The organism is Mesoterricola sediminis, assembly GCF_030295425.1.
Lineage (GTDB): Bacteria > Acidobacteriota > Holophagae > Holophagales > Holophagaceae > Mesoterricola > Mesoterricola sediminis.
This window is the reverse complement of sequence record NZ_AP027081.1, coordinates 289,450-302,083: the sequence shown is the minus strand read 5'-3', so window position 1 is coordinate 302,083 and position 12,634 is coordinate 289,450. Positions and strand designations below refer to the sequence as shown.

The following is a 12,634-nucleotide window of genomic DNA, read 5'->3' as shown; positions in this document are numbered from 1 at the left end:
GACATCATTTCAATTCAATCGAACAGGGGGAAGAGGTGTTCATCCGAAGCAAGGCGCCGCTGCGCCTGGGATTCGCAGGAGGAGGCACCGATGTCTCCCCCTTCAGCGATACATATGGCGGCACGGTCCTGAATGCCACGATCAATCTGTTCGCCCATGTGACCATCGAGCCCCTGCCAGGGAATCAGGCCACATTCCGTTCCATCGACCATGGGTCATTCGGGACCCACCCGCTCATGCTGGAGGGGAACCCACCCCCCGGCTGCAGCCTGGCAGAAGGCGTCTACAGGAGATTCCTCAAGGATTTCGGAGCCCCGCCTTCCGGCTTCAACCTGACAACCTTCGTGGATGCGCCCGCGGGCTCCGGCCTTGGCACCTCCTCCACCCTGACGGTTGCCCTCGTTGCGGCCTTCGCCGATTTCTTCGGCGTCGCTCTGGGTGAATACGACATCGCCCAACTTGCCTTCCAGATCGAAAGGATCGATCTGGCTCTCGCCGGGGGGAAACAGGATCAGTACGCCGCCGCGTTCGGGGGTTTCAATTTCATGGAATTCGGCCCGGGCCAGAATGTGGTCGTCAACCCTCTGCGCCTGAAGAAGGAGATCATTTCCGAGCTCGAAAGCTCCCTCGTGCTTTATTTCACGGGAATGAGCAGGGCCTCGGCCCGGATCATCGAAGCCCAGAGTCGGAATGTGTCTTCAGACCAACACAAAGGCCTGGAGGCCATGATCCAGCTCAAGGAGCAGTCGACCCGCATGAAGGAGGCCGTCCTCAAAGGGCAATTGGGCACTTTTGGGGAAATCCTCAATTATGGATGGAAACTGAAGAAGGAGACGGCCGCGGAAGTAACCTCGCCGGTCATTGACGAGATCTTCCGTGCCGCCGAAGATGCCGGGAGCACCGGCGGAAAGATCTCCGGAGCTGGAGGAGGCGGCTTCATCATGTTCTTCTGTCCGGGCGTCAACAGGTACCCCGTCATCGACGCGCTCGGGAAGTTCGGGGGTGAGTTCAGGCGCTTCCAGTTCGTCAAGCACGGTGTCATCACCTGGAGGACCCATTGACTCCCATGACCTTCCATGACCACGCCATTGAGTCCATTCGAGTCAAGGAAGCCCTGGCCGGGGACACCGCTTTCGGGGAAGCGTTCGAAGCCGCGGCTTCCCTTTGCATCAAGACCCTCACTTCGGGCGGCAAGGTGCTGATCGCCGGGAATGGCGGGAGCGCCGCCGATGCGCAGCATTTCGCTGGAGAACTCGTCAGCAGGTTCTACTTCGATCGCCCGGGCCTTGCGGCCGTCGCCCTTACCGTGGACACATCCATCCTGACGGCAATCGGGAACGACTACGGTTTCGAAAAGACCTTCTCGCGACAGGTTCAGGCCCTGGGGGCCACCGGCGACCTCTTCATCGGCATCTCCACCAGTGGCCGATCCCCGAACATCCTCGCCGGGCTTCAGGAGGCCAGGGCAAGGGGATTGGCCACGATCGGGCTCACCGGACGCACCGGTGGCACCATGGGAGAGCACTGCGACCTCTGCCTGAAGGTGCCGTCCGATTCCACGCCCCGCATCCAGGAGGGTCACAGCCTGATCGTCCACGCGCTTTGCGCGACCATCGAATCCCGGATCTTCGGGGGGGCCCTTGAGCCGTGAGACCCGCCCCCAGGGCTCGAAGCCCATTCTGTTCCTGTCTTCCTATACACCTAGCCTGGTGAGCGGCGCCGGAGCGAAGACGGCCTTTTTCGAGGCCCTGGCTCTGCACAAGGCCTTCGGCATCCACCTCAACTTCTTCTTCACCAGGTACGAGGACCAGTTCAGGAAGGCGACAGAAGAGGCCTGCCAGGACGCCGGCATCCACGCGGTGTGCCCCATCCCCGTCGGGAGCGTCATTCCCCTGTTCTGGGTTGCCCTGTTTTTCTGGCTGCCAGCCTCGTACACCCGCCGTTTCTCCTTGACCACGCTCTTCCGGCTTCTGCGTCAGACGTCCAGTGCCATCTACGTCAGGGACGGCCAGTCCTTGTTCATCGGACTCCTGCTAGGGAAGCTCAAGGGAGTTCCTGTCATTGCGTCCCAATCCGACGTCCTTGTGCAAATGAGCGGACGTTCCCGCCAGGGCGCCCGAGGCATCGCCTCCCGGCTCTTCTGGGGATTCGAGCATCTGAAGCTTCGATTCTGGGAACCTCGCCTTCTTCGAAGCACGTCCCTGTGCCTTGTCCAGTCCGAGAAGGATGCGATCCTTCTCCGCCAGTTGGCCCCTGGCTGCAAGGTCGCGGCTTTCCAGCCCTATCTTCTCGGCAATCTGCAGTTCGCGCCGAACCCGTCCACCAGGCCAAAGGTTCTCTTCTGGGGCGCCTTGAACAGAAAGGAGAACGAGGATGCCGTCCTCTATTTCGCGGAGTGCATCCTTCCGCGGATTCTCGAGTCCGTCCCCGATTGCCAGTTCGTTGTCGCCGGCATTTCGCCTTCTCGCCGGGTCATGGCCCTTGAGGGAGATTCCATCCAAGTCACGGGTTTCCTCGAGGATCCAGCCCCTGTTTTCAACGAGGCCCATGTCGCGGTCGTCCCTCTCCGGATGGGCGCCGGCATCAAGGTCAAAACCGTAGAATGCATGCTCATGGGACTCCCGACCGTAGCAACCAGTGTTGGAGCCGAAGGCATCGAATTCCAGGAGAGCCAGGGACTTTTCGTACGGGAGACTCCCGAAGCCATTGCCACGGCAGTCGTCGACCTGCTCCGGTCCGGTGCCAGGCAACAGGCTGTTCGCATCAGGAATCAAGTCCTCGAGGCCTTCTCATTCGAGCGCTCCGCGGCCCTCATCGTCGACATGACGCTGAAGGCGATGAACACCTGAAACCTTGCCCCAGGATAATGACGACATGCATATCTTCGTGCTTTGTGGCGGATTCGGGACCAGGCTTGCCCACATCGTAAAGGATGTACCCAAGCCGATGGCTCCCATCGAAGGTCTGCCGTTCCTGGAGATCCTTCTGGAGCATCTGGTACGGAATGGCGCGACCAGTTTCACCCTGCTGACGGGCCACAAGGCCGAAGTGATTGAAGATCATTTCTCCTCGCATCCCCGCTTCGCGCCGCTCGTGACGTTTTCCAGGGAGACGGCCCCCCTGGGCACAGCTGGCGCGCTGCGGGAGGCCCTGAAGACAAGGAAGGTGCCAGGCCCCTTTGCCATTGCAAACGGGGACACATTCTTCGATTGCAGCCTTGACCGCCTGCGGCGAGCCCACGAACAATCCGGAGCCTGCCTGACCATCGCCTTGAAATACTGCATGGACTGCTCAAGGTATGGCCGCGTGCGAATGTCGGAGGCCCTGGTCACGGGGTTCCTGGAAAAGCAGGCCAATGGCGGAGATGGGCTGATCAACGCCGGTTTGTATTTCTGCTCCGAATCGATCGCCTCTTTTCTGCCGGAATCCACCCCGGCATCCCTGGAGGATGGCGTCTTCCCCGAACTGGCGGCCCGAGGCCTGCTGGGTGGCGTGCCTTTCGAGGGGCGCTTCATCGACATCGGCGTGGAGTCCGACTACCGGTTGGCGCAGGCCAACCTCCAGAAGTGGATTGCCACCCCCAAGCGAAGGGCCGCCCTCGTCAGCTCTTCTCTCTTGCAGCCCCAGGCCTGGCCAGCGGCCAGTGCATCCCTCCTTCACGAGTTCTTGACCCAGCTTCAGGAGAGGGCGTCCCTCATCGTGCCCCTCCTGCATGGCGCGTCGAATGCAGGAGTCGCTTCCGCATCCCACCCGACCTTCCGCGGCCGCCTCAATCTAGCCGCGCCTCTCCACATCCCAGGCGCAGTCCGCGGAGGAGGAGCGGATCGCCAGCCTTCCCCCGAGGTCGCGGCCATCCTCCAGGCCGCCGAAGACCTCAACCTGGACCTGGCAGGCTGCGTCCACCTCCTCGGATTGCCATCGGAACGCCTCGGCGTCCCAGGGCTCGCAGAATGCCTCCTGCCGGGCCCCGGAGATGGGGACCTGGCCGCTTTATCCACCACCCTGGAGACCCTCAGGTCAGGACTGGACCGCGGCAGCCTCCCCTCGGCGGGAGCGGTTCCCCCAGGCTATGGCTCGGCGCAACCCTTCAACGCATAGGATCGTTGGCAGGAACGTTTTGAACAGCGGGTTCAAGTGGTAGAAAATTGAATACTTCAGCGTCATGATGCTGGTCGCGAAACAGAATACATAAACGGCCATGCTCCACCACTTGCCCTGCCTGGCCAGGAACCATCTCACGATAAAGGCAAAGAAGAGCCCATTGAGCAGGCTCCTTGCCAGCAGATCGAGTTCTCCGCCCCAGATCGCGCTGTCGGCGATGGGCCCCATGGTTTCGGGGGGCACCACGGAATCAGGGAAATAAGCGTCAGCGTACCAATACTGCGGATTCCATCGCTTGAAGTCGTTCGGCATCACCAGTGAAATAAAATCATTGAAAAGCATGGGAGTTTCCTTGGGAGGGATGGCATCATTCGCCCGCTCCTCATAAAGATGGAACCCCGTGAAATACACAGCCCCGAATTCCGATGCCGGATTGACCCCTTTCGCCGAGACAGCTCCCCCGGCCATGGAGAGATCGAAATCATAGGAACGCAAGACCTCTACCCCAGTAAACAAGCCTGCCAAGATCAAACAGGCGGCCAAGCCCTTCTTCATGTTCACCGGTTTAACATTCAAATGATACAAGCTAAAGCCCATGAGAAGGACGATCAAACTTTCGATTCTTGACCCGAAAGAGAACACGACTTCAAAAGCCGCCATCCCAAGGACCGCGATCCAGGTGAGCACCCTGTATTGCCGATAATTGGCAAACAGGAAAACCAGAAGGGCCACAAAAAAGCCCTGTTTCATGCGGGCACAAAGGGAGACAAACTTCCTGGGGAGCCATCCGAGGTGATCATATCGGGTGTAATTCTCGATGTAGGTCGTCACCGGCGCGGACATCAGGCTCACGGCCAGGACACAGACCAGGACGAGGCCTCCCAGCACCAGGATGACCCTCCGGTTCAGCCACCCCGGTTCTTCAGGATGCGAGACCTTCAGCGGAGCTGTTCCCCGGAGCCACAAGTAGCCAACCCCGACCCCGGCTGAAAACAGCACGTGCCTCCACAGGTGAGCCCCCAGCGCAGCCGGCGCTGGAAGAAGCAGGGAGAGTTTTTCCCACACCCATCCGGAAGCCAGGTCAAGATCTACGACCAGGAATGTGAAGGCGGGAAATACGGTATAGGCAAGGATGAACACCATGTATATGAAGCCCAGCTCTCCGAACAGCCCGTCTCCAACCTGATACCGAAGAAGGAGCGAGAAGAACCCGAAGACGCCCAGAGCTGCCAAGGTCGGATATAGGATGGCCAATTGAGCCGTGTGGACCCTGGATCCAACCAGACAGCCAAGCGCAAGAAGACCCAGCATGGTGAACAAGACCTCACGCAGAAGGTCTTGCCGGCTCATTCTCCTTTCACCTTCCATCGTCCCCATCGCCTTGCCAATCACACCCGAATGGCGTCAGAGGCCGTCCTCTGCCGCCCGAAAGCATCCCCTTCGCCACGCCATCCCATGGGCTCCAGTCTCGTCCCACCCATTCAGTCCACCCCCTGTTCGCCTTCAGACCAGGAAGCCGGGCCTGGAAAGGGTTCGCCCTTCCGCAAGGAGCGCAAGCGGTAGGCCACGGAGCCAGCGAAGGCCCTCGCGATGGAACCCGGCGTGGCCTTTTCGGCAAGGTTCCCCAGGCAGTAGGCTGCATATGCCGCGTCGAACAGATCATGAATTCCATACCGAGTGCAATCTATGAATACCCGGTCCGAGCTGATGCCATCCCCCTCGAACGGGGATTTCGCCGCGAATCGGCGGGTGGACTGGACCATCCGCCGAAATTCATCGCGAAGCCCGTGCTTGCCGGCGATCTGATCCAGGATTCGGAGCTCCCTCAAGACCCTGTCTCCCCCGTAGAGCCCATGCGCCAGCTCCGCAAGGCTCTTCTCCAACATCCGGGACATGGAGATTTCCGGGAACCGCCCTGGCCATCCAGGCAGATCGCGCGCAGTGAGAAGGTAATCCACGGTCATCACGGTGATCAGCGGAGAGTAGGGTTGGCCGGCAAGTTCCGGGTGCATGGGCACGGCGGAGACGTGTTTGAAAAAGTCATCCGACCTCTTCTTCGCCTCCTGGTCATTGGCCAGGTACCCCAGCCCCTGGGAGGTCGGTGAAGTCCCGTAGATGGTATAAGCTTCACCGGAAAATGCAAATCGTTCCACTTCACCGGCCAGGACAATCCCGGAGTAGCCGTCGGGCGTCGGGCAGACGTAGAACCGCCCCTCTGGGGATCGCCTCCGCACCTGATCCACCAGCCGTGTCGAGGCGACACCCTTCACATAGAACATGGGTGATTCAATGTCAGCGATGTAGTTCAGGGTCTCAACCTGGCGCGCCAGGAATATGGACGATTCGACAATCCGACTCTTCCGAGGCCGGTGCAGCACAAGTTGCCCAGTCTCCATACGAGCCTTGGCATAGGAGAACATCGGTGCAGGCCAGGCAGCCAATTCCAGACCCGTCTCAAGGAGGAAGTCAGCAAGGCGGGAAACCCCATAGGGAAGGATCCCGTCATCCCCCCCCATGGCGATCACGAACCCCGGCTTCACCTGATCCAGGGCGAACTCGAAATTGTCCCTCATCCCGACACACCCGCCGGGCGTCACGTAGCGGATTCGTGGATCCTTCCTCCCTGCCTCCTCGACGACTTCCCGCGTCTGATCGGTGCTCCCATCATCCGAAACCAGGATTTCAAGGTTGTCGTAATCCTGGAGCGCGCACGTTCTTAGGGTGTGCTTGAGGTACTCCGCTCGATCTTTAGTCGGAATGATGACGGTGAATCGCGGCTGGCGGTCTTTGTTCATGGTGTTTTTTACAGGATTGTCCATCAGGAAGGATCGGCTGCCGGTTTCCGGGTGGGGCCGACCAGGGCCAGGCCGACGGAGCATCCCGCGCCGACAAGACCGGCCAGCCCGATCCAACCCAATGTCGCAAGCCGACCACAGCCGGCAGGCAACAACCAGCGGGAGCCAAGGAGGATCGGAAGGGTGGCGCAGAGGGGCTGGATCAAGGCCCTCCAGTACCATCGCAGCATATCCCCCTTCAACATCAGCCGGTGCATGAGCCAGATTTCCACGGAAATGCCTGACAGCCCGTGAATGAGCCAGACGGCCGTTGCGCCAACGGTGCCGTAGACACGAATGGCCCACACCATAACCGGAACGCCTGCCAGGAGGGCCAGGATGATCATCGTCGCATGGAGTCCTGGCTTTCCATTGGCTTGTTGGAACGCAGCGGGCAACCACATGAGTCCGGAACAGGTGATGGAGAGGATGAGCCAGCGGAACACGCGCACGATGGTTGGATCCGCAGTTCCAAGCCAGATCGTGAAGAGCTGGGGCGCAAAGATCCATCCCGCGACGCCCAGGGGGATGATCACGCCGGCCATCAATCCACAACTGCGCAGGTATTCATTACGCAGAGCATCAAAAGCGCGGAGAGAGACCAGCTCTGCATACCTGGGGAAGAAAGCCTTGTAGAAGGGCTGAATGCCCATTTGAAGGAGCCCCGTCGCAGTATAGGCAACTGCATACTTCCCCAACTCAGCCGTGGGCATCAGCTTGCTTAGAGCTATACGGTCAGCATTGGCGACAAGCACCCCGGAAAACGCAGTCAGCGCCATGCCTGCCGAAAACCGCCACAACCGCTTGAACAGTGCCAATTTGAACGTAGGGCGGCATGAGCTCCCCCTGCGCAGCAGGCTCCATAGCACCTCCCGCGTCGCCATCATTTGCACGCCAGCGACCAGAGCCTGAACGGCGAAAAACCAAACGAGGTCGGGCCTTACCAGCAGGATCGCGACACCGGCCCCGTACCGCAGGCAGTTCCCAGCGATCTGGATCAGATTCATCCGCCCATGAGCCTGGAGGCCGGCAATGCCGTTGGCATAGAGCACGGTGGGGAACTGGAAGCCCAGTGTCAGGGCCATCAACCGGATCGCCCAAGCGATATGCGCTGGCGAGGAGACAGGAGCTTTGAGCCAACGCGCGGCAACCCCTCCCGCAGCGCAGGCAAGCACAAGCGCAAGAGCCAACGCGAGGGAGCCATAAATGATTTCCAGCGTCCGGAGCAGGTCCTGCTTGGTCTCCGCCCCGCCCTCTTCACGCGAGTCAGCGAATTCCTTGACGATGGTCGCCCCCATCCCCATATCGAGGAGGCCCATCAGGACTTGCATCATCAGCCAGAGGCCGACGATGCCATAGCCTTCCAGCCCAAGGCGGTGCACATACTGAGGCGTGGCCAGGACGATCAAGACGCCGGCGGTCAGCCCACCCACAAGATTCCAGACGACGTTTCTGACGGAGCGACTGGAGTGAAAGAGTCGGAAAAGCGCCAGGCTCACAGGCGAGTCCTCCCTCCCCCCGGTTCTTCGCAAGGAACGAGCCGGGAGGTTCCGGGACGCGGGGTGCAGGTCATGCACCAGTCCTGTGGAGGTGTCCGATCAATATGCGAAGAACCACGTCGGACACGTTTTCCTGCATGTATTCCTTCGGCGGCTCCCAGGTCCGGGTCTTCCCTGTCGCAAGGCGAACGAGCGTCAGGATCTGTTCCACGCCCGCCCCACTCAGCACACCACTGCCACATTCAATCGTCTCGGGGCGTTCCGTGACATCCCTGATTGTCACACTGGGGACGCCAAAGATGGCGCACTCCTCCTGGACAGTCCCACTATCACTCAGGACGCACCTGGCCGACTTTTCCAGGGCGATGAAGTCAAAGAATCCGAAGGGTTCCAGGAAGCGGACCTCCGGGTTCAACCCTTCGGTGGCCAGGTTCTGCAAACGGAGCCTGGTGCGCGGATGGGTGCTCACAATCACTGGGATGCCATAGGTCCGCTGGAGGCGGTCAAATGCGGAGAGGAAAGCGGCCAACCTGCTTTCAACATCCACATTCTCAGCCCGATGCATCGTCACCAGGAAGAAGCCGGATGGGGACAGGTTCAAGTCCTGGAGAATCCGGGACTGGGAGATTTGGGGCTCATAGTGCCTGATCACCTCCAGAATGGGGTTTCCAGTCACGTAAATCCTCTGTCCGGGAATCCCCTCTTTCAGGAGATTCTGCTTGCTTCTTTCGGTATAGGGCATCAGGACATCGCTCGAATGGTCGATGATGCGGCGGTTGACTTCCTCGGGAACCCGATCGTCATAACACCGGTTCCCGGCCTCCATGTGGAAGACCGGTACTCCCATTCTTTTCGCCACGATCGCCCCAAGACCGCTATTCGTATCGCCGAGGATAAGCAGTCGATCCGGCTGAATTTCCCGGATCAGGGATTCGGTGCCAGTCAGGATGGTCCCCACCTGCTCCCCGAAGGCGCCCTTGGCCCCCAGGTGGTGATCGGGCCCCCGCAGTCCCAACTCATCAAAAAACAGCTCATTTAGTCTGGGATCAAAGTTCTGGCCCGTATGGACGAGCGTATGGTCCACCGTGGCGTCCAGGGCTTCGATGATGCGACTGAGCCGAATGATTTCAGGCCTAGTCCCGAGAATTGTCATGATTTTCACGAGCGTCCCCCTTGCAAGAGCATGCGGTACCCAGCGAGCTCATCGACCATTTGCCCTAACGTCGGAGGCACCACGTAGCCACCAGCCTGCCAGAGACGAAGGTTCAGGCTGGCGTCCAAGGTCCCCAGGGAGCGGTCAACCGCATGCTGGACTGCCTTGGGCGTGATCACGAGATCCTTCCGACCAAAGGCGACAGCAAAGGCAGACAGCAGGTCCCCTTTGGAGAGAACATCCCCAGGTATCACATGAGCCAACCTTGGCAATGCAAGGGAGTTCCTGATGACCCCCCTGCAGATCTTGGCGAAATGAAGCGTGGTGACCCCATTCCAGAGATGATTCGTGAAGCCGGTCACGGCGGCCCCTGACGGTTGCCTCAAGAACCACTCAAGCAGGGAACGGTACTCCCGGAGTTCAGGTCCAATGATCGAACACCGGAGGTTGTAGAAGCCATCAGCGGACACTTCGCCCAAACTCTTTGATTTCCCATATGCGTCCAGGGCGTCATGGGGATCCGTTTCGATGTACCCGCCCTTTTCCCCCGAGAACACGCAATCCGTCGCAATCTGAAGGACCTTGCAGCCCACCATGGCGGCGGCGGCGGCGAGGTTGTGGGGGAACAGGGAATTGACTCGAATGGCCCGCTCGACATCCGCAGCGTTCGCGTCGTTGATCAGGTGCTTGATCACTCCGATGCAATTGATGGCCCACCCGGCTCCGTCAAGCACTGCTGCAATCTCTTCCTTCGTCGCCACGGAGGCATCAAGCGCGTGGACCTGGATGCCGTCAGGGATGCAATCCTGACGCCCATCCCGGGAAGTGACACACAGTTTCAGTTCGGGATCCTGGCGCAAGACATCCACGACCATGGACCCGAGCATCCCCGAGCCGCCCAGCACCACGACATTCATACGTGCGCTCCCCGTTTGCCCGGCCCAGTCATCCGACGTCCTCTGCCTGACCCGTCGCGAGCAGATCCTGGATGTACTTCAGCTTCAAGAGCATGTTCACCATCCCATCCACATCAAGCCGCTGGGTGTTTTCGGAAGTGTAATCGGCCCCCAGCGAAATGGAGGTCTCGCCCTGCTCGAAGAATTTGTTGTAATTGAGGTCGCGGCTGTCGGCCTTGATGCAGAAATAATCCTTCAGGTCCTCCGCGCGCGCCATCTCTTCCCGATTGACAAGGCATTCGTGCTTCTTCTCGCCGTGCCGGGTCCCCAGAATTCGGATTTCATTCTGGGCGTTAAAGATACGCTTCATCGCCTCGGCGAGAACGAGAATGGTCGCCGCGGGGGCCTTCTGAACGAAGGTGTCTCCCTGCTCGCCATGGGTGAATGCGAACAGCACCAGGTCAACGGCGTCCGGAAGGGACATCATGAACCGCGTCATCTCCGGGTCGGTGATCGTGATGGGGCTTCCACTTAGGATCTGCTTGGCAAACAGTGGGATCACGGACCCCCTGCTGGCCATCACGTTTCCATACCGGGTGTTGCACATCATCGTCCGCTCGTGGTCGACATTCCGGCCCATCGCGATGGTCACCTTCTCCATCAGCGCCTTGCTCATCCCCATGGCATTGATGGGGTAGACCGCCTTGTCCGTGCTGAGGACCACGACCTTCTTCACGCCAAGTTCCACTGCGGCCCGAAGGGTATTTTCCGTTCCAAGCACATTGGTCCGGACCGCCTCCACCGGGTAGAACTCGCAGGAGGGGACCTGCTTCAGCGCGGCGGCGCTGAATACATAGTCCACACCCCGCATCGCCGAATGAACACTCTGGTAGTTCCGGACATCTCCGATGTGGAACTTGACCTTCGGGTTCTTGTAGCGATGCCGCATGTCATCCTGTTTCTTTTCATCTCGGCTGAAGATCCGGATCTCGCCGATATCAGAGTCCAGGAACCGGTTCAGGACCGCATTCCCGAACGACCCAGTACCCCCGGTGATAAGCAGGACTTTGTCTTTGAACATGTTACGAACGCCTCCGACTGAGTTGATTCATCGCAGAAAACTGACGCGGGACCGATGCGCACGCGCCCTCAAGGCTGCACCGCCAGCATCTCCCTGAGGGTCGCTCGGAATTGCCACGCGACAAGGAGCGCGAGGCTGGCCAGGAATGCGCCCACGACGAAACCAGCCCGATTGGGGCCAGCCTTTTCAATCGGCAGGTTCCCCGGATCCAGCACGTTGATGACGGGGATATCGTTCTTCTCCTCCATCAACGCCTGTTCGCGGCTGAGGGCCAGCGTGGTGACGATCTGTTGGCGCAGCTTGTATTCGGCCTCCAGCCTAAGCCCTCTCAACCGGATCGCGGGGTCGGAACTGACCAGGTAGTTACGGTTGGCGTCGAGAAACCGGCGGAACTCACCTTCCGTCGCGTCCATTTCCTTCCGTGCTTCACCGAGGCGGCCTTCAGCGAAGAGGGCCTTCGCTCCACCCTTCGTCCGGCCCTTTTCCTGCACGAACTGCTCGAGGAGTTTCACGCTCTGCTGGAGGACCGCTTGAGACAGGGAGGGGGATTTCGTTTCAACCCTAATCGTCACAACCTTGGATTTTGCGTCTTTGGAACAACTCAGAACCTTCCCAAAGCGCACGACAGCTCTATCGATGTTCTTGGAGTCTAGAAAGTCGTAGAGGGTCATATCCTTCTCGACTTCGCGTCCGAACCGCCAGGATCTTGCCCGGAAAGAAAACCGTGTAAGAAGCAGACGCTCACTCATCCACCGACTCTGGAGGATATCCACGAAGTTGGCATCCGCCCCTTCCGAACCTGGAATGCTGATGCCGAACGTTGCCGCGGTTGCCGCAAGGCCGCCGAGCCCAGAGGAGAGGGAACGCCCGTCAGCTGGCAGGATGCGACCCACCGATGCGTAGCGATTCGGGATGAAAATGGACCCGGCAGCGACCACCACAGCAGTCACGAGGGCCCATTTCAACGGGCCAATCAGCTTGGTAAGCCATGATGGCATGCGCATTTCTCCCCGCTGAAGCCCGGGCAGCCTTCCGGCCCTGAACCCAGGGGCTTCCTCCATGTTTCCAGC

Annotated in this window: 11 protein-coding genes; 4 read left to right on the top strand and 7 right to left on the bottom strand. The window is 59.9% G+C overall.

Features of this window, described 5'->3' with window-relative positions:
• Positions 1 to 35 precede the first annotated feature (35 nt).
• Genes R2J75_RS01295 through R2J75_RS01280 form a run of 4 tightly spaced genes read left to right on the top strand, consistent with a single transcriptional unit; the run spans position 36 to position 4,098 of the window.
• Entirely contained in the window at positions 36 to 1,061 is a 1,026-nt protein-coding gene (locus tag R2J75_RS01295; RefSeq protein WP_243330198.1) for a GHMP family kinase ATP-binding protein, read from the top strand.
• Positions 1,062 to 1,066: 5 nt separating this feature from the next.
• On the top strand, positions 1,067 to 1,651 hold the full coding sequence (locus tag R2J75_RS01290; protein ID WP_243330195.1) for a D-sedoheptulose 7-phosphate isomerase: 585 nt from the start codon (positions 1,067 to 1,069) through the stop codon (positions 1,649 to 1,651).
• The gene (locus R2J75_RS01285; RefSeq protein ID WP_243330193.1) at positions 1,641 to 2,849 is read left to right on the top strand and encodes a glycosyltransferase; all 1,209 of its coding nucleotides are present in this window, start codon (positions 1,641 to 1,643) and stop codon (positions 2,847 to 2,849) included. Before R2J75_RS01290 ends, R2J75_RS01285 begins: the two co-directional genes overlap by 11 nt.
• Positions 2,850 to 2,874: 25 nt before the next feature.
• Positions 2,875 to 4,098: a nucleotidyltransferase family protein gene (locus R2J75_RS01280; protein ID WP_243330192.1), complete on the top strand. Its 1,224-nt coding sequence runs from the start codon at positions 2,875 to 2,877 to the stop codon at positions 4,096 to 4,098.
• On the opposite strand, the gene R2J75_RS01275 is transcribed toward R2J75_RS01280, so the two are convergent.
• From R2J75_RS01275 to R2J75_RS01245, 7 genes are all read right to left on the bottom strand, one after another.
• Entirely contained in the window at positions 4,018 to 5,451 is a 1,434-nt protein-coding gene (locus R2J75_RS01275; protein ID WP_243330190.1) for a hypothetical protein, read from the bottom strand. The two genes, R2J75_RS01280 and R2J75_RS01275, sit on opposite strands and share 81 nt — an antisense overlap.
• Positions 5,452 to 5,582: 131 nt before the next feature.
• Positions 5,583 to 6,896: a glycosyltransferase family 2 protein gene (locus R2J75_RS01270; protein WP_243330187.1), complete on the bottom strand. Its 1,314-nt coding sequence runs from the start codon at positions 6,894 to 6,896 to the stop codon at positions 5,583 to 5,585.
• Positions 6,897 to 6,919: 23 nt separating this feature from the next.
• Positions 6,920 to 8,434, bottom strand: a complete 1,515-nt coding sequence (locus R2J75_RS01265; RefSeq protein WP_316410929.1) for a lipopolysaccharide biosynthesis protein — start codon at positions 8,432 to 8,434, stop codon at positions 6,920 to 6,922.
• Positions 8,435 to 8,504: 70 nt separating this feature from the next.
• Complete coding sequence (wecB, locus tag R2J75_RS01260) at positions 8,505 to 9,596, bottom strand: non-hydrolyzing UDP-N-acetylglucosamine 2-epimerase (RefSeq protein ID WP_394365870.1); 1,092 nt, start codon at positions 9,594 to 9,596, stop codon at positions 8,505 to 8,507.
• Positions 9,593 to 10,504 carry a sugar nucleotide-binding protein gene (locus tag R2J75_RS01255; protein ID WP_316410928.1) on the bottom strand — a complete coding sequence of 304 codons (912 nt, stop codon included), beginning with the start codon at positions 10,502 to 10,504 and terminating at the stop codon, positions 9,593 to 9,595. Before R2J75_RS01255 ends, wecB begins: the two co-directional genes overlap by 4 nt.
• A 28-nt stretch (positions 10,505 to 10,532) precedes the next feature.
• The gene (locus R2J75_RS01250; RefSeq protein ID WP_243330181.1) at positions 10,533 to 11,564 is read right to left on the bottom strand and encodes a polysaccharide biosynthesis protein; all 1,032 of its coding nucleotides are present in this window, start codon (positions 11,562 to 11,564) and stop codon (positions 10,533 to 10,535) included.
• A 68-nt stretch (positions 11,565 to 11,632) separates the two neighbouring features.
• Positions 11,633 to 12,568, bottom strand: a complete 936-nt coding sequence (locus tag R2J75_RS01245; protein ID WP_243330179.1) for a hypothetical protein — start codon at positions 12,566 to 12,568, stop codon at positions 11,633 to 11,635.
• Positions 12,569 to 12,634 lie beyond the last annotated feature (66 nt).

Excerpts from the sequence above, each read along its gene's own strand:
- R2J75_RS01290 (WP_243330195.1), top strand. The coding sequence starts at position 1,067 with ATGACCTTCCATGACCACGCCATTGAGTCCATTCGAGTCAAGGAAGCC.
- R2J75_RS01280 (WP_243330192.1), top strand. The coding sequence starts at position 2,875 with ATGCATATCTTCGTGCTTTGTGGCGGATTCGGGACCAGGCTTGCCCAC.
- R2J75_RS01275 (WP_243330190.1), bottom strand. The coding sequence starts at position 5,451 with ATGAGCCGGCAAGACCTTCTGCGTGAGGTCTTGTTCACCATGCTGGGT.
- R2J75_RS01270 (WP_243330187.1), bottom strand. The coding sequence starts at position 6,896 with ATGAACAAAGACCGCCAGCCGCGATTCACCGTCATCATTCCGACTAAA.
- R2J75_RS01255 (WP_316410928.1), bottom strand. The coding sequence starts at position 10,504 with ATGAATGTCGTGGTGCTGGGCGGCTCGGGGATGCTCGGGTCCATGGTC.
- R2J75_RS01250 (WP_243330181.1), bottom strand. The coding sequence starts at position 11,564 with ATGTTCAAAGACAAAGTCCTGCTTATCACCGGGGGTACTGGGTCGTTC.
- R2J75_RS01245 (WP_243330179.1), bottom strand. The coding sequence starts at position 12,568 with ATGCGCATGCCATCATGGCTTACCAAGCTGATTGGCCCGTTGAAATGG.